The organism is Phyllobacterium sp. SYP-B3895 (assembly GCF_009647635.1).
Classification (GTDB): domain Bacteria; phylum Pseudomonadota; class Alphaproteobacteria; order Rhizobiales; family Rhizobiaceae; genus Phyllobacterium; species Phyllobacterium pellucidum.
This window is the reverse complement of the sequence record NZ_WJIG01000001.1, coordinates 94,482-109,969: the sequence shown is the minus strand read 5'-3', so window position 1 is coordinate 109,969 and position 15,488 is coordinate 94,482. Positions and strand designations below refer to the sequence as shown.

Genomic DNA, 15,488 nt, shown 5'->3' with positions numbered 1-15,488 from the left:
GCAAAAAAGCCGGGCGCAGGCCCGGCTTTTTGAAAGCAATAGTGACGGATTTAGTTCTTCGGTGCTTCCGGAGCAGCGGGAGCGGCGCCGTCGGCCGGCTTCTCCGCAGCGGGCGCGGCAGGAGCGGCAGGTGCTGCTGCGTCGGCAGGCTTGGCGGCATCGCCGCCTGCAGGTGCGGCATCAGCGGTCGGAAGCGGCTTCGGACTGTCGGACAGCGTGCGCAGATAGGCAATGAGGTCGGCACGCTCATTATCCTTCTTGTCGCCGGCAAACCCCATTGCCGTGCCCTTGATGTAGCCCTTCGGCGACGTCAGGAAGTGGTTGAGATGGTCGAAAGTCCACTTTTCCTGTCCGCCCTTGGAGAAATCCTTGATGGCCGAGGAATAGCTGAAGCCTTCATGTGTCGCGACCGGGCGGTCGACTATGTCCCAGAGGTTCGGACCAACCTTGTTCGGGCCACCCTTTTCGCCGGTGTGGCAGGCAGCGCAGCGCTTGAAAACGGCTTCGCCGCGGGTTGCATCAGCTGAAGCCAGCAGCGTCGCGATCGGCACGGCTTCCGCAGCGGGTGCAGCAGCGCCGGCTTCGCCTTCACCACCGGCCTCGGCGGCCTGGATGATAAAGCCGGGCTTTTCTGGCGCATGCGAATCGAAAATAGAATCGGACAGGATACCTGCCGTCATGACAACGAACACGGTTGCCAGAAACGCCATGGCATATTTGTTGAACGGGGTCGATTCCATCGTCGATCAGTGCTCCACTTGTGTCCTGTTCAAGTGCGCTCAATATCAAGTCCACTCTGACGCTTGCCTGGAGCAATTGCAGGGCTCGATGTTCAGCACACTTGCGGAGGTTCTCAATATCTGGTCAATGCAGTGCGCTGCATTTCTTGACAAGAGTCCCCTCGTGATCGCGCGGAAACTAGGTCTTTTGCTGAAGACTTGCAACACATATAAGGGCGCTTCTGCCTGAGACTTTTTGACACCTTAGACCGTGTGCAACGATGAAAATATTGACCCTGATCCCTGCCCGGATGGCCTCGACCCGGCTGCCCAACAAGCCACTGGCCGATATTGCGGGAAAGCCGATGATCGTGCATGTCGCCGAGCGCGCGATTGCCGCCGGTCTCGGGCGAACCGTCGTTGCGACAGATAGTCCCGACGTCAAGTCGGCCATAGAAGCGCACGGCATCGAGGCGATCATGACGCGGGCCGACCACGAATCGGGTTCGGATCGTATTCACGAGGCGCTTCTCGCTCTCGATCCTGACGGCAGCGTCGATGCGGTGGTCAATGTCCAGGGCGATCTTCCGACCATCGAGGCCGATATCATCAGGCGCTCGCTCAAGCCCCTGCAGTCCGGCCCCGCCGATATCGCGACGCTCGGCGTCGAAATCCGCCGTGAGGATGAGAAGACCAATCCGAACGTGGTCAAGATCATAGGTTCTCCGATTGGTCCCGATCAGATGCGGGCACTCTATTTCACCCGCGCAACAGCGCCGTGGGGTGAGGGGCCACTTTACCATCATATTGGGCTCTACGCTTACCGGAGGGCTGCGCTCGAGCGGTTTGTCAGCCTCGGTCCTTCGCCTCTGGAGCGCCGGGAGCGTCTCGAACAGCTGCGCGCGCTCGAAGCGGGCATGCGCATTGATGTCGAGATCGTCGATTCGGTGCCGCTGGGCGTCGATACGCCGGAAGATCTCGAACGGGCGCGCGAAATCCTCACTTCCTCAAAAGGCAGATAATGATGGCAACGACCAACCGCATCTCGTTCCAGGGCGAACCCGGCGCAAATTCCGATACGGCCTGCCGCAACATGTTTCCCGACATGGAACCACTGCCGTGCCCGACTTTTGAAGATGCGTTTAATGCCGTCGAGAGCGGCGCTGCCGACCTTGCGATGATTCCGATTGAAAACACGATCGCGGGGCGCGTGGCCGATATCCATCATCTCCTGCCGGAATCGCGGCTGCACATCGTCGGCGAATACTTCCTGCCCATTCATTTTCAATTGATGGTACTGCCCGGCACCAAGCGCAGCGACATCACTTCCGTGCACAGTCATATCCATGCGCTCGGCCAGTGCCGGAAATACATCCGCAAGAACAACTGGAAGCCGGTGATCGCCGGCGACACGGCCGGCGCAGCCCGGCTCGTTGCCGATGTGAAGGACAAGACGATGGCGGCGCTGGCCCCCCGCCTTGCCGCCTCGCTTTACGGCCTCGACATTCTCGAAGAGGATGTGGAAGACACGGAAAATAACGTCACGCGCTTCGTCGTTCTCAACAAGACCAAGAAATGGGCCCCGCGCGCCTCAGATGAACTGATGATGACGACTTTCGTCTTCCGCGTGCGCAACGTGCCCGCGGCGCTTTACAAGGCCATGGGCGGATTTGCGACGAACGGCGTCAACATGACGAAGCTCGAAAGCTACCAGATCGACGGAAAGTTCACCGCGACGCAGTTTTACGCGGATATCGAGGGTCATCCGGACGACAAGAACGTGGCACATGCGCTCGATGAACTCGAATTCTTTTCGAAGGAAGTCCGCATCCTCGGCGTCTATCCGGCCGACACCACCTTCCGCAGCTCGCAGGCCGAGGAAGAGTAGTTAGCCTTCCCAGTTTTCAATCGTCAGTCCGCCGATGCGCTCGAACTCGCGGACGTTTCTGGTAACGAGGACGAGCGAGCGGGCGCGAGCTTGTCCTGCAATGAGCACATCGTAGGGGCCAATCGGCGTTCCTTCGCGTGAAAGATGGGCGCGAAGCGCACCCGCCGACCGGGCATCCTCTTGGCTGAATTCCAGGATTTGAAACTGCAGGATTTCTATGTCCGCAAGATTTTTTTCCCGCCGTTCAGATTTATAGGCCCCGAAGTAGAGTTCATGGGCCACGATCGCTGAAATGGCGATATCTTGCGGCGAATGTCGCATCATATTGGAGCGAAATTTACCGTTGAATTTGAGAAGTGCTATGACCGCATTCGTGTCGAGCAAATACTTCATTCAAAGAAGTCCAGATCAGGCCTTTCCTGGGCTTCAGGTTGTTCGCTCGCCGCTTGCTCGAAATCTTCGTCCACGTGCCCCGACAGTGCGCTAAGCCACGCCCAATCATTCGCGATTGGTTCGAGGATTACCGCATTTCCCTGCCTGCGAATTCTCACCTCTGAGGTCTCGAAGCGAAACTCCTTCGGCAAGCGAACTGCTTGCGACCGCCCCGACCAGAAAATCTTCGCTGTGTCCATGCCAACCTCCAATGAGATATGACAAAGATATATACCATCGTGGGGATTTTCAATGCAGACTTTGGTATAAAGCGTTCAACCTTCCACCCAGCTGCGGATGAGATGAGCGGCGATGGCGCCGGGAGGAGGGGTGATCACGCCGTCCGGATGGGTCCGGTCGAGCATCGACACCACCTCGTCGCGTGAGAACCAGCGCCCGTCCTCGAGCTCGGCCCGGTCAAGGATAAAGTCATCCGAAAGCGCCTCGGCATGACAGCCGATCATCAGGGAGTAGGGAAATGGCCAGGGCTGGCTCGCGTGATACAGCACCCGGCCGATCTTTAGGTTCGTTTCTTCGAAGGTTTCGCGTCGCACGGCGTTTTCGATCGTCTCGCCAGGTTCGATAAAGCCGGCCAAACAGGAATACATGCCCGGACCGAAATGCGGCCCGCGCGCCAGGAGGCACTTGTCGCCACGCACCACCATCATGATCGCCACGGGATCGGTCCGGGGAAAGTGTTGCGCTTCGCAGTTGGGGCAGGTTCGCCGGTAGCCGCCGTCACGCATGAGGGTCTCTGTGCCGCAGCGCCCGCAGTACTTGTTATTCTCGTTCCAGGTGAGGAGCGAAACCGCCTGCGCCATCGCGCCGAGCTGGTCGGGCGGGATGATGCCCTGCGTATAAACGGAGCGGTAGTCGATTGCCTGGACCGCCCCAGGCAGCGCGGCGAAATCAAAAGCGCTCGGCGCAGCAAGAACGGGCGCGCCGTCCTGCAGGCCGAGATAAACCGTGGAAGACCGCGCAGGCAGAAAAGGCGCTGCGTCCTTTAGCGTAAAGAACGCATTGCCGTCAGCCACCAACACCTTGCCTTGCCCGATCAGGAGCATCCGTGCGTCGGCATTGGCAAGCGCAACATCGACGGCGTCATCGCTGCGCTTTTCAGCGTGGCGGTTGATCCGGTTGCCGGCAAATCCGACGAAATGGCTGGGTTCCTTTTCCGGGATATCGAAAAGGCGAAACGACATGCTTGGAGCTCCAGAAACGGACCCGCGGGACAGGGCATTGGTGATGTTGACGGATTAAATAGCGTTGAGTATGGCGCTGGCAAAGGCCCGGGCATCTTTTTCGCCGTAGGGCTCACGGGTGCCGTGGCCCCACACCGGGCCAGGCCAGGCGGGATCGCCACTGTTGCGGGCAATCACATGAAGATGCAGTTGACGCACGATATTGCCGAGCGCGCCGGTGTTGATCTTTTCGCAATTCACAACGGATTTCAGGGCTTGCGCGGCAATGCCCGCCTCAAAAGTCAGAATGGTCTGGTCGAGCGGCGTCAATTCATGAATCTCGCATATCCCCGGCCGCTGCGGCACGAGGATGAGCCACGGCCAGCGGCGGTCGTTCATAAGGCGCAGATCGCAGAGGCCCAGCCTTGCAATTGAATAGGTGTCTGCTGCAAGTTTGTTATCGAGAACAAAAGTCATGATCGATAAGAGATAACAGTTTTTTCGCGGTTTCGCTTGCTTTTTGCGTGCGGATTGACGATATGAGGCTCGGGAGGTTGGTGGTGGACGAGCCACTCGCCAACCGGGTCAGGTCCGGAAGGAAGCAGCCCCAACGAGCCAGGCACGGGTCGCCGTGCCAGCCTCCCACCTTTTCCTGTCACCTTGCCTGTGTCAAAGCCGTCCGCGGCATTGACGCTGCGGCGCATGCGGTTAGACTTCGTGAAGGGCAAGGGTCGGGAGCCTAGCGCAGGAGCCAAACAGGACGCGATGGATACAATAACGCCAGACAGCGCCTATCGCGTGCTCGCCCGCAAATACCGCCCGCAGAATTTCAACGATCTGATCGGCCAGGAGCCGATGGTCCGCACACTGACCAATGCGTTCGAGACGGGGCGTATTGCCCAGGCCTGGATGCTCACCGGTGTTCGCGGCGTTGGCAAGACGACGACGGCGCGTATCCTTGCGCGCGCGCTCAACTACCAGACCGCCGACATCGACAAACCGACGATAGACCTCACCATTCCGGGCGAACATTGCCAGGCGATCATGGAAGGCCGTCACGTCGATGTCATCGAGATGGATGCGGCTTCGCACACCGGCATCGACGACATTCGCGAGATCATCGAGCAGGTGCGCTATCGCCCGGTCTCGGCGCGCTACAAGGTCTATATCATCGACGAAGTGCACATGCTGTCGAACCAGGCCTTCAATGGCCTGTTGAAGACGCTTGAAGAGCCGCCGCCGCATGTGAAGTTCATATTTGCAACGACTGAAATTCGCAAAGTGCCGATTACTGTGCTTTCGCGTTGTCAGCGGTTTGATCTTCGGCGCATCGATACCAGCGTCCTCGTTCGCCACCTGCAGAAAATCGCCGACCTTGAGTCGATTGCCGTCGACGACGTTTCGCTCAGCATGATCGCGCGTGCCGGCGAGGGTTCGGTGCGTGATTCATTGTCGATCTTCGATCAGGCCATTGCCCATGGTGCGGGCCGTGTCGAGGCGGAAGCCGTGCGTTCGATGCTCGGCCTTGCCGATCGCGCCCGCATCATCGATCTCTTCGAAATGCTGATGCGCGGCGACGTCGCTTCGGCACTGAGGGAATTTCGTGCCCAGTACGATGTCGGCGCCGATCCTGCCGTAGTGCTGACGGACCTTGCGGATTTCAATCACCTGGTAACGCGCATCCGCTTCACGCCCGATGTCGCCGACGACATTTCGCTTTCGGAAGACGAGAGGCTGCGCGGCAGGGATTTTGCCGAAAAGCTGTCGATCCGCGTCCTCTCGCGCACCTGGCAGATGCTGCTGAAGGGGATCACCGAGGTCGAGGAATCAAGCCGTCCCGTCCAGGCGGCAGAGATGTTGCTGATCCGCATTGCCCATGCCGCCGATCTTCCGACGCTCGACGAGGCGCTGAAGTCCCTTGAGGACGGCGGCATTCCGGCATCGCCGAATCGCAGCGAGGGATCACGTCCGGGAAATGGTGGTGCGCCGACCGCGCGCGCAGGCCAGGTGGATGCGATGGCATCGCAACGCGGTGTCGTCACTTCCAATGGCGGCGCGACAATGCGGCTTGTCGAGCCTGCGCCGAAGTCCGAACCGAGCGTCGCTCCTCCGGTGGTCGTGGAGCAGCCGCAGTCTCCAGCCGTACCCGTTGAAAACATCGAAGATATCGTGGCGCTCGCCGACAGGCACCGCGACATGCAATTCAAGATCATGGTCAAGAATTGCGTACGGCTTGTCAGCATGAAGCCCGGGCGACTCGAAATCAACCTGACCGAAAACGCTCCAAAATCTTTGCTGACCGATCTTTCGCAAAAGCTCAGCGAGTGGACCGGTATTCGCTGGATGGTCTCGTTGTCGCGGGAACCGGGAAACGCTACGGTCAACGAGACAGAAACGGCCAAGCGCGATACGTTGCTCAGCGATGCGCGCTCCGACCCGGATGTCGCGGCGATCCTTGCAAAATTTCCGGGCGCCAAGATCATCAACGTGCGCATTACGGCCCCGGCCGGACAGATGGATGATGCCGTCGCAGCGGGAGATGATACGCTCGCACCGGTCGAAGAAGACGATTGACGAACAGGAGTTTTTCCCATGCGTGACATTATGGGCATGATGAAGCAGGCCAAGGAAATGCAGGCCAAGATGGCTGCCATGCAGGAAGAGATCGCGGCTCTGGAGGCCGAAGGTCATGCTGGCGGCGGCCTTGTCACCGTCAAGCTTTCCGGCAAGGGCGCGATGACGGCGCTCAGCATCGATCCGTCCCTTTTCAAGGAAGACGATATCGAAGTCATCGAAGACCTCATCATTGCCGCGCACAATGAGGCAAAGTCGAAAGTCGAGGCGATCATGGCTGAAAAGACGCAGGCTTTGACGGCCGGCCTTCCGATACCTCCCGGTTTCAAGCTTCCGTTCTAAGGGCAGTCCACAACTGGAAGCTTATTGGAAAGCGAGATCAACTCAGCTATGTTGAGTTTGGAGTGGGAACGAGCTTTCGCCCGTCCCCCTTTCTTATCTGAATTGAACCCGGACGGTCCATGACCAGCTCGTCCGGGTTTTCTTCATGATAAGGCTGACACTCCACGGAAATTTCCGCATCGTTTCACTCCAAGTTGGAAAGCAAGGCTGTTGCCGCAGTCGGGAGCCCATTCTCCCGATGCGCCGGCTGGTGCGGCGCTGCTGCTTTCGCCTTCGAACCGCGGCATCATCGTGTTGCAATTTCGAGATGGCAACGAATGCAGGGTTGTGTCGCTTTTGGCATTCGGGCCGTCGAGGTTGTGCGCTCGCCAATTCCATAAATCGTCAAATTGCTCTAAACCGACGCTATGTCGAAACGAATCGCCGGTCCCGAAATCGAACGCCTGATCCAGCTCCTCGCCAAGGTGCCGGGGCTAGGGCCACGATCGGCGCGCAGGGCGGCGCTGCATCTCATCAAGAAGAAGGAAGCCTTGCTCATTCCATTGGGTTCGGCCATGCAGGACGCCGCCGAAAAGGTGCGTGTCTGCTCGACCTGCGGCAATGTCGATACTGCCGATCCGTGCATGATCTGCACCGATCCGCGTCGCGAACGCTCGACGCTGATCGTCGTCGAAGACGTCTCCGACCTCTGGGCGCTCGAGCGGGCGGGTTCGATGAACGTGCGCTACCACGTGCTCGGAGGACGACTTTCCCCACTTGATGGAATTGGCCCCGATGATCTCAACATCGCCTCGCTTGTCGGGCGGGTCGCTGAGGGCGAAATCAAGGAAGTCATCCTCGCTGTCAACGCCACGGTAGAGGGACAGACCACCGCCCATTACATCACCGATCAACTGGCCGGCTTCGATGTGCGGATTACCCGCCTTGCCCACGGTGTTCCGGTGGGCGGCGAACTCGATTACCTTGATGAAGGAACCCTGGCCGCCGCCTTGCGGGCCCGAACGTCGCTATAGGAGACGACTTGAGCATGCGCCCATGGATGAATGCCCTCTGGGCGCTGATCGGACTGATCGTCATATTTTACGCACCGGCAAGCCTCGCTGCGTCCAGGCCTCAGGTAGAAGCGCAGTATCAGCAATGGCTGGACAACGATCTGTGGCCGGAAGCCAAGGGCAAGGGAATATCCCGGGCGACATTCGACCAGGCCTTCAAAGGCGTGACGCTTAATTTCGACCTGCCGGACCTTGTCATGCCCGGCGAGAAGCCGCAGACACCGCAAAAGCAGGCACAGAGCGAATTCGGTTCGCCCGGAAAATACTTCAACGACAAGACCGTCAACAACGTAACTTCCGGCGGGACGGCGCGTGCTGGCCAATATGCGCGGATATTGCAGTCGGTCGAAAAGACATATGGCGTACCCGGCGAGATTGTCCTCGCCATATGGGGCCGCGAAAGCGGCTTTGGCAGCGTCAAGATTCCGTATAATGCCTTTGCCGTCCTGGGGACGAAGGCTTTTCTCGCAACGCGCAAGGACATGTTCCGCAAGGAACTGCTTGCTGCGCTTGAAATCGTCGAGAAAGGCTATATTGGCGCCGGCAGCATGAAGAGCTCCTGGGCAGGAGCCCTTGGCCAGCCGCAATTCATGCCGACGTCCTACCTCGAGCATGCCGTTGATTTCGACGGCGACGGCAAGCGCGACATCTGGAACTCGGTGCCCGATACGCTGGGTTCGATCGCGCACTACCTTGCCCAATATGGCTGGCAGCGTGGCCGTGACTGGGGCTATGAGGTAATCGTCCCCGAGAGCGTCAGTTGCGCGCTCGAAGGTCCCGACCAGGGCAAGCCCTTCAGCACCTGGGGAAAGCTCGGCATCAAGCGCGTCAGCGGCAAGCCATTTCCTGCGGCGGAGGCCAAGGGCGAAGGGTTTCTCCTGATGCCGGCCGGGAGGCACGGCCCGGCGTTCATCGTCACGAAGAATTTCTACGTACTCAAGGAGTACAATATGAGCGATCTCTATGCGCTGTTCATCGGCCATGTCAGCGACCGCATCGCCCATGGCGCCGCGAACTTTACCGCGGGGTGGGGCGATGTCGGCGGGCTCTACCGGTCCGACATTGCCGCCCTGCAACGGGCGCTGGAGAAAAAGGGTTACGACGCCGGCGGTGCCGACGGATTTCCAGGGTTCAAGACGCGCCGCTCGATTGGCGATTGGCAATCGAAGCAGGGGATGGCGGCCACCTGCTTCCCGGACAAGGCGCTGGTTGCTGCGATCCGCTAAAGCCATTGCACATCACCGGTCTGCCGTTTGACAGCCGTCCTCAAGGAGCGTCAAATCGCTTGCCTGAACAGGAGGTGCGGCAATGGCAGCCAATGAGCGTTCCAAGCACATCACCGAGGGCATAGCGCGGTCGCCGAATCGCGCGATGTATTATGCGCTCGGCTATGAAAAATCAGACTTCGCCAAGCCGATGATCGGCATCGCCAATGGCCACTCGACCATCACGCCCTGCAATGCCGGCCTGCAGCCGCTCGCCGACGCGGCCGTCGCCGCAGTAAAAGCGGCAGGCGGCAATCCGCAGCTGTTCGGCACGCCGACAATTTCCGACGGCATGGCCATGGGCACCGAGGGGATGAAATATTCGCTAATATCGCGCGAGGTTATCGCCGACTGCATCGAGACGTGCGTCAACGGCCAGTGGATGGATGGCGTGCTCGTCATCGGCGGCTGCGACAAGAACATGCCGGGCGGCATGATTGCCATTGCTCGCACCAATGTCCCGGCAATCTATGTCTATGGCGGTACGATCAAGCCCGGCAGATGGAAGGGCAAGGATCTTTCCATCGTCTCGGCCTTCGAGGCGGTAGGCTCATACATGGCCGGCAAGATGAGCGAGGAGGATTTCGAGGGCATAGAGCGTCATGCCTGCCCTTCGACGGGCTCATGTGGCGGCATGTATACGGCCAACACCATGAGTTCGGCCTTCGAGGCGCTCGGCATGTCGCTGATGTATTCGTCGACCATGGCGAATCCCGACGCGGAGAAGATCGACAGCACGGCGGAATCAGCGCGGGTGCTCATCGAGGCGGTGCGCAAGAATATTCGCCCTCGCGACATCATCACCCGCAAGTCTATCGAAAATGCGGTCGCATTGATCATGGCGACAGGCGGCTCCACCAATGGCGTCCTGCATTTTCTTGCCATTGCCCATGCTGCGGAGGTCGAATGGACGCTCGATGATTTCGAGCGTGTGCGCCGCAAGGTTCCGGTCCTGTGCAACCTGCGTCCCTCCGGCCAGTACATGGCGGTCGATCTGCACAAGGCGGGCGGCATACCGCAGGTCCTGCAACTGTTGCTGAATGCCGGCCTGTTGCACGGTGAGTGCCTGACGATCACGGGGCGAACATTGGCCGAAGAACTCACCAATGTTCCGGACGCGCCGCCCGAGGGCCAGGACATTATCCGGCCGATCGCCAAGGCACTCTACAGTGAGGGCCACCTTGCGATCCTCAAGGGAAACCTTGCAACGGGCGGAGCGGTCGCCAAGATCACCGGGCTGAAAAATCCGGTCATCAAGGGACCCGCCCGCGTCTTCGACGACGAGCAATCGGCAATGGACGCCATACTCTCCGACAGAATCAAGCCGGGGGATGTCCTCGTGCTGCGCTATCTTGGCCCGCGCGGTGGTCCAGGCATGCCCGAAATGCTGGCACCCACATCGGCGATCATCGGTCGGGGCCTCGGAGAAAGCGTTGGTTTCATAACGGATGGGCGCTTTTCGGGCGGAACCTGGGGCATGGTGGTCGGGCATGTGACGCCGGAAGCCTTCGAAGGCGGCACCATCGCGCTTGTCGAGGAAGGCGACACTATCACGATCGATGCGCACAAGCAGTTGCTGCAACTCGAGGTCAGCGACGACGAGATCGAACGCCGCCGCAGCAACTGGAAGCAGCCACCGCCGCGTTATACGCGCGGTGTCCTCGCCAAATTCGCGCAGTTGGCGAAGTCGGCAAGCGAAGGCGCGGTAACCGGTTAGCAGGCCACTGTTCCTTGCCGGAATACAGTCTGTCAAAGCGGCGCCGGTAGGAAACGCGTGTGCGACGTGCAATCTTGGTCTTTTCAACAGAAGATCAGGATTTAGCACATGCCGGCATTGGTGAATGGAGAATGGATCAAGGGCGATGTTGCCGCCAGCGAAATGAAGGATGGCGCGTTCCATCGCGAGGCGACGCATTTCCATAGCTGGATTACGCCGGATGGCGCGCCGGGTCCGTCCGGCCAACCCGGCCTGCCCGCCGAACCCGGACGCTATCAGCTTTTTGTCTCTTACCTCTGCCCCTGGGCATCGCGCACACTGATCTTCCGCAGTTTGAAGGGCTTGCGCGAAATCATCCGCATTTCCGTCGCGGAGCCGGCAATTGGCGAAAATGGCTGGACCTTCGCGGACCCGCAGGACGCAGGGCCGAAGGCCCCGCCCATTCGCTACCTGCACCAGCTCTATACTGCGAGCGAGCCCAACTATACCGGTAAGGTTTCCGTTCCGGTCCTTTGGGACCGCAAGGAAGGGCGGATCGTGAATAACGAGTCAGCCGATATTATCCGCATCCTCAATACGGCATTCAACGAACTCACCGGCGACCACCAGGATTTCTATCCCGAACCTCTCCGCGCGGAAATCGACCGCTGGAACGGGCTCGTCTATGACAATGTCAATAATGGCGTCTATCGCGCCGGCTTTGCCAAATCGCAGGCGGCTTATGAAGATGCCGCCACGAGCGTTTTCAAGGCCCTCGACAAGATCGAGGCGCGTCTTGCCGATCATCGCTATCTCGCCGGGCAATATCTCACGGAAGCAGACTGGCGGCTGTTTGTAACGCTTGTGCGGTTTGACGCTGCCTATCATGGCGTCTTCAAGTGCAACATTCGCCGGATCGCCGACTACCACAATCTTTCCAACTATATGCGCGAACTGTACCAATGGCAGGACGTGCGCACGACTGTAAAGATCGACCACATCAAGGCCGGCTATTATTCGATTGCCCACATCAACCCGACACTCATTGTTCCGCTTGGACCGGACCAGAATTTCGATGCGCCGCACGACCGCGAGCACCTTTTGGGCAAGGGCATTTTCAAAGGATAGTCCGCCAGAACGCTTGCCATTTCCCCTCATATGTGAAAATATTATTCACAAGAGAAGATATGGGAGGCAGTCATGGGACGCAACTGGAGTAATCCGCACGTGGAAAGCGTGCGGCAATGACCGGCCTTACGCCGACAGTCGGCGTTTCCTCGACGCATCCAAGAAACATGCCGGAGGCCCATGCCGCGCTGCCGGTATGGAACGCGGAAAACTGGTATTATGAGGATTGGCCTGTTGGTCAGAAGATACGATCGCTGCGGCGGACAATATCCGAAAGCGACAGCCATCTTTTCAACGTCCTCGTCACCGACATCCATCCCTATGTCCAGGACCAGATGTTCGCGGAAAGCGAGGGCATGTTTGGCAAGCGTCTGGTCGCAGGTGCCTTTGTCTTTTCCGCCGGCCTAGGCCTGGTAGCCACCAATTGCATCAACGCTTTTTCGTACGGCTATGACAAGCTGCGGTTCATCAAGCCCGTCTTCCTGAACGACACGATCTACACGATCCGCACCAACCTCGATAAACGGCCGCGCTACAAGGACCTTGGCCTTATCCGCGCCAGCTATGAAGTCTTCAAGAATGAGGGCGAGCTCGTCCTCTACTGCGAACACCTGCAAACGGTGAAATACAAGAATCCTGCTGATTTTGTTGGAAAGACCGAAAAATAATGACTGCGAACGAATTGCCCCTGACAGGCCTGCTTGTCGTCGATATGAGCCAGTTTCTGTCGGGACCCTATGCGTCCCTGCGCCTGATGGATCTTGGCGCGCGTGTAATCAAGATCGAGCGGCCCGATGGGGGCGACCTTTCACGGCGCCTTTATCTCAGCGACACCGAAATCGGCGGGGATTCGACGATTTTCCATGCAATCAACCGCGCCAAGGAAAGCCTCGCGATCGATTTGAAGAACGAGGCTGACCTTAAGGCGCTTAAGGCGTTGCTCGCGCGTGCCGATGTGCTCATCCAGAACTTCAGGCCCGGCGTCATCCAGCGGCTCGGCCTTGATTATAAGGCAGTAAAGGCGATCAACCCGCGTCTGGTCTATGCCAGCATCAGCGGTTACGGCGAGGAGGGGCCGTGGGTGTCACGTCCGGGTCAGGACCTGCTGGCGCAGTCGCGCTCCGGCCTGATGTGGCTCAACGGCGATGAAAGCCAGGGACCTGTGCCCTTTGGACTCGCCGTCGGCGACATGCTTGCGGGGGCGGCGATCGTGCAGGGCATCCTCGCGGCCCTCGTGCGGCGGGGGATCAGCGGCGAGGGCGCCCATATCGAGACGAGCCTGATGGAATCACTGATCGATTTTCAGTTCGAGGTTCTGACGACGCACCTCAATGATGGCCGCCGATTGCCGAAACGCTCCGATTTCCGCAGCGCGCACGCCTATCTCTCGGCACCCTATGGCGTCTATCAGACGAAAGACAGTTATCTCGCGCTTGCCATGACACCTTTGCCGAAGCTCGCGGACCTTCTCGGTCTTGATGCACTCGCCCCCTACCGCGATCAGCCTGCAACCTGGTTTACGGCGCGTGATGCGATCAAACGCATTATCGCGGAGAAGCTGGCGACCGAGCCAACCGAATACTGGCTCGCCATACTCGAACCTGCGGATATATGGTGCGCGAAGGTGCTGAACTGGGAAGAGCTCCTGCAAAGCGAAGGCTTCAAGGTGCTCGACATGCTGCAGACGGTCGAGCGCGACGACAATGTGTCGATCGAGACAACGAGGTCGCCGATCCGCGTCAATGGCAAGCGGGCCAAGTTCGATCGGGCCGCGCCACGGATCGGCGAGCATAGCGACCGCATTCGCAAGGAATTCGGGCTGTGAGCGGCATTGTTCTCAAGGGGATGACGTGGAGCCATCCGCGCGGCTATGACCCGATGGTGGCTTGCTCGCAGCTCTGGAAGGAGAAATCCGGCGTAACCGTGGAGTGGGAAAAACGCTCGCTGCAGGATTTCGAATCCTTTCCCGTGGATGAGCTTGCCCGCGCCTACGATCTGATCGTGATCGATCATCCGCATGTCGGGCAGATCACCGCGGAGAACTGCCTCCACCCGCTGGACGTTAAGGGCCGTGAGGCGGAGCGGGACGCGCTCATTGCCGGCAGCGTCGGACAATCCTACCCGAGCTATTGCTGGCAGGATCGCCAATGGGCGTTCCCGATTGATACGGCAAGCCAGGTTATGGTTTGGCGCCCGGACCTGCTCGAGCGGCCGCCAACGACATGGGCAGAGGTGATGCGGCTCGCCCGCGAAGGCAAGGTGCTGCTGCCGCTGCGCCCGCCGCATACGCTGATGACGTTCTATACGCTCTGCGCCAATCTGGGTTCCCATTGCTCGACCACATTCGGTGACCTCGTAGCACCAGGCGCAGGAGCCAGGACATTCGAGATAATGCGCGAGATCGCAGCACTGATCGATCCCGCCTGCTTCGACATGGATCCGATCGCCGTGCTCGAGCGGATGGCGCTAGCGGAGGCGGACATTGCCTGTTCGCCATTGATCTACGGCTATGTCAGCTACGCGATCGAAGGTTTCAGGCCCTCGCTGATTGCTTTCGCTGACATCGCAGATGCGGGTGGAAATGGTCCCATTGGATCAGCGCTTGGCGGTACCGGCATTGCCGTTTCCGCATTTTCGGCACATCGCGATGCCGCGACCGACTTTGCCTATTGGATCGCAAGCGGCGACGTTCAGCGCGGTCCCTATGCCGCGGCCGGCGGGCAACCGGGCCACGCCGCGGCCTGGGAGGATGCTGCGGTAAATGCCGCTACAACCGATTTTTATGCCGCAACCCGAAGGACACTCGAGTCCGCCTGGGTCAGACCCCGGCACAATGGCTACATGGCATTTCAGCAGAAGGCCTCCGACCGGATCAATGCTGGGCTCATGAATGGACATGATGCGGCAGCCGTTGTGGCGGATTTGAACCGACTGTTCCGGGATAGCTTCTCGGCTTAAGGGCTACATGTTCCGGCGCATTTGGCCCGCGCGCCCGTAAGCGCCAGGGCAGATGCCGATGCCGCGCTGGCAATCGACCGGGCTTGACTGGGCCACATCCGGCGGCCGCGGCGACCAGGACGCATAGGTTCCACCGCCGCAGGCGCTCAAGACGAGACTGCTGAGCAAAGTGGCAAGGGTCATAAATTTCATTCTCGGCCTCGGCTGCAAGATTCCTCGCAGCCTGATAGCCGGAAACTGAGTTGAAAGTCAA

At 59.4% G+C, this 15,488-nt stretch carries 17 protein-coding genes and 1 other RNA gene; 12 read left to right on the top strand and 6 right to left on the bottom strand.

Annotated elements, in window-relative coordinates:
• Positions 1 to 50 precede the first annotated feature (50 nt).
• Positions 51 to 740, bottom strand: a complete 690-nt coding sequence (locus tag GF108_RS00550; protein WP_153666459.1) for a cytochrome c family protein — start codon at positions 738 to 740, stop codon at positions 51 to 53.
• A 260-nt stretch (positions 741 to 1,000) separates the two neighbouring features.
• Here GF108_RS00550 and GF108_RS00545 point away from each other — a divergent pair, with 260 nt between their 5' ends.
• Complete coding sequence (locus GF108_RS00545; RefSeq protein ID WP_027230410.1) at positions 1,001 to 1,741, top strand: 3-deoxy-manno-octulosonate cytidylyltransferase; 741 nt, start codon at positions 1,001 to 1,003, stop codon at positions 1,739 to 1,741.
• Positions 1,741 to 2,607 carry a prephenate dehydratase gene (locus GF108_RS00540; protein WP_091950571.1) on the top strand — a complete coding sequence of 289 codons (867 nt, stop codon included), beginning with the start codon at positions 1,741 to 1,743 and terminating at the stop codon, positions 2,605 to 2,607. The genes GF108_RS00545 and GF108_RS00540 overlap by 1 nt, the downstream gene beginning before the upstream one ends.
• Here GF108_RS00540 and GF108_RS00535 read toward each other — a convergent pair whose 3' ends face one another.
• The 4 genes from GF108_RS00535 to GF108_RS00520 all read right to left on the bottom strand — a co-directional run bounded on the left by GF108_RS00535 (position 2,608) and on the right by GF108_RS00520 (position 4,700).
• Positions 2,608 to 3,000: a type II toxin-antitoxin system VapC family toxin gene (locus GF108_RS00535; protein WP_153666458.1), complete on the bottom strand. Its 393-nt coding sequence runs from the start codon at positions 2,998 to 3,000 to the stop codon at positions 2,608 to 2,610.
• Positions 2,997 to 3,239, bottom strand: a complete 243-nt coding sequence (locus GF108_RS00530; RefSeq protein WP_153666457.1) for an antitoxin — start codon at positions 3,237 to 3,239, stop codon at positions 2,997 to 2,999. The genes GF108_RS00535 and GF108_RS00530 overlap by 4 nt, the downstream gene beginning before the upstream one ends.
• Before the next feature lie 75 nt (positions 3,240 to 3,314).
• A complete protein-coding gene (gene nudC / locus GF108_RS00525) occupies positions 3,315 to 4,241 on the bottom strand; it encodes an NAD(+) diphosphatase (protein WP_153666456.1) in 927 nt (308 codons plus the stop codon).
• A gap of 54 nt (positions 4,242 to 4,295) precedes the next feature.
• The gene (locus tag GF108_RS00520) at positions 4,296 to 4,700 is read right to left on the bottom strand and encodes an HIT domain-containing protein (RefSeq protein ID WP_091921432.1); all 405 of its coding nucleotides are present in this window, start codon (positions 4,698 to 4,700) and stop codon (positions 4,296 to 4,298) included.
• 69 nt (positions 4,701 to 4,769) lie between these two features.
• On the opposite strand from GF108_RS00520, the gene ffs reads away from it, so the two are divergent.
• The 10 genes from ffs (at position 4,770) to GF108_RS00470 (ending at position 15,235) form a co-directional block, all read left to right on the top strand.
• Positions 4,770 to 4,866, top strand: an RNA gene (gene ffs / locus GF108_RS00515) — signal recognition particle sRNA small type.
• A gap of 56 nt (positions 4,867 to 4,922) precedes the next feature.
• Positions 4,923 to 6,794: a DNA polymerase III subunit gamma/tau gene (locus GF108_RS00510; protein WP_153666455.1), complete on the top strand. Its 1,872-nt coding sequence runs from the start codon at positions 4,923 to 4,925 to the stop codon at positions 6,792 to 6,794.
• Between the two features lie 18 nt (positions 6,795 to 6,812).
• The gene (locus tag GF108_RS00505; RefSeq protein ID WP_027230406.1) at positions 6,813 to 7,136 is read left to right on the top strand and encodes a YbaB/EbfC family nucleoid-associated protein; all 324 of its coding nucleotides are present in this window, start codon (positions 6,813 to 6,815) and stop codon (positions 7,134 to 7,136) included.
• Positions 7,137 to 7,543: 407 nt separating this feature from the next.
• Positions 7,544 to 8,149: a recombination mediator RecR gene (gene recR, locus GF108_RS00500; protein ID WP_027230405.1), complete on the top strand. Its 606-nt coding sequence runs from the start codon at positions 7,544 to 7,546 to the stop codon at positions 8,147 to 8,149.
• 8 nt (positions 8,150 to 8,157) lie between these two features.
• A complete protein-coding gene (locus GF108_RS00495) occupies positions 8,158 to 9,414 on the top strand; it encodes a lytic murein transglycosylase (RefSeq protein WP_370462037.1) in 1,257 nt (418 codons plus the stop codon).
• Between the two features lie 82 nt (positions 9,415 to 9,496).
• A complete protein-coding gene (gene ilvD, locus GF108_RS00490; protein ID WP_153666454.1) occupies positions 9,497 to 11,170 on the top strand; it encodes a dihydroxy-acid dehydratase in 1,674 nt (557 codons plus the stop codon).
• Positions 11,171 to 11,278: 108 nt separating this feature from the next.
• Positions 11,279 to 12,277 carry a glutathione S-transferase family protein gene (locus tag GF108_RS00485; RefSeq protein ID WP_153666453.1) on the top strand — a complete coding sequence of 333 codons (999 nt, stop codon included), beginning with the start codon at positions 11,279 to 11,281 and terminating at the stop codon, positions 12,275 to 12,277.
• A gap of 116 nt (positions 12,278 to 12,393) precedes the next feature.
• The gene (locus GF108_RS00480) at positions 12,394 to 12,945 is read left to right on the top strand and encodes a MaoC family dehydratase (RefSeq protein WP_153666452.1); all 552 of its coding nucleotides are present in this window, start codon (positions 12,394 to 12,396) and stop codon (positions 12,943 to 12,945) included.
• Positions 12,942 to 14,102 (top strand): CaiB/BaiF CoA transferase family protein, encoded by a 1,161-nt coding sequence (locus tag GF108_RS00475; RefSeq protein ID WP_370462085.1) that lies wholly within the window; start codon positions 12,942 to 12,944, stop codon positions 14,100 to 14,102. The genes GF108_RS00480 and GF108_RS00475 overlap by 4 nt, the downstream gene beginning before the upstream one ends.
• Before the next feature lie 20 nt (positions 14,103 to 14,122).
• A complete protein-coding gene (locus GF108_RS00470; RefSeq protein ID WP_153667276.1) occupies positions 14,123 to 15,235 on the top strand; it encodes an extracellular solute-binding protein in 1,113 nt (370 codons plus the stop codon).
• Between the two features lie 3 nt (positions 15,236 to 15,238).
• Here GF108_RS00470 and GF108_RS00465 read toward each other — a convergent pair whose 3' ends face one another.
• Positions 15,239 to 15,427 carry a hypothetical protein gene (locus GF108_RS00465; protein ID WP_027230398.1) on the bottom strand — a complete coding sequence of 63 codons (189 nt, stop codon included), beginning with the start codon at positions 15,425 to 15,427 and terminating at the stop codon, positions 15,239 to 15,241.
• Between the last annotated feature and the right edge of the window lie 61 nt (positions 15,428 to 15,488).

Bases quoted from the DNA above. Each gene is read 5' to 3' on its own strand.
- GF108_RS00535 (WP_153666458.1), bottom strand. From the start codon at position 3,000: ATGAAGTATTTGCTCGACACGAATGCGGTCATAGCACTTCTCAAATTC.
- GF108_RS00545 (WP_027230410.1), top strand. From the start codon at position 1,001: ATGAAAATATTGACCCTGATCCCTGCCCGGATGGCCTCGACCCGGCTG.
- GF108_RS00505 (WP_027230406.1), top strand. From the start codon at position 6,813: ATGCGTGACATTATGGGCATGATGAAGCAGGCCAAGGAAATGCAGGCC.
- GF108_RS00530 (WP_153666457.1), bottom strand. From the start codon at position 3,239: ATGGACACAGCGAAGATTTTCTGGTCGGGGCGGTCGCAAGCAGTTCGC.
- GF108_RS00465 (WP_027230398.1), bottom strand. From the start codon at position 15,427: ATGAAATTTATGACCCTTGCCACTTTGCTCAGCAGTCTCGTCTTGAGC.
- GF108_RS00540 (WP_091950571.1), top strand. From the start codon at position 1,741: ATGATGGCAACGACCAACCGCATCTCGTTCCAGGGCGAACCCGGCGCA.
- nudC (WP_153666456.1), bottom strand. From the start codon at position 4,241: ATGTCGTTTCGCCTTTTCGATATCCCGGAAAAGGAACCCAGCCATTTC.
- GF108_RS00470 (WP_153667276.1), top strand. From the start codon at position 14,123: ATGACGTGGAGCCATCCGCGCGGCTATGACCCGATGGTGGCTTGCTCG.
- recR (WP_027230405.1), top strand. From the start codon at position 7,544: ATGTCGAAACGAATCGCCGGTCCCGAAATCGAACGCCTGATCCAGCTC.
- GF108_RS00480 (WP_153666452.1), top strand. From the start codon at position 12,394: ATGACCGGCCTTACGCCGACAGTCGGCGTTTCCTCGACGCATCCAAGA.
- GF108_RS00510 (WP_153666455.1), top strand. From the start codon at position 4,923: ATGCGGTTAGACTTCGTGAAGGGCAAGGGTCGGGAGCCTAGCGCAGGA.
- ilvD (WP_153666454.1), top strand. From the start codon at position 9,497: ATGGCAGCCAATGAGCGTTCCAAGCACATCACCGAGGGCATAGCGCGG.
- GF108_RS00485 (WP_153666453.1), top strand. From the start codon at position 11,279: ATGCCGGCATTGGTGAATGGAGAATGGATCAAGGGCGATGTTGCCGCC.
- GF108_RS00550 (WP_153666459.1), bottom strand. From the start codon at position 740: ATGGAATCGACCCCGTTCAACAAATATGCCATGGCGTTTCTGGCAACC.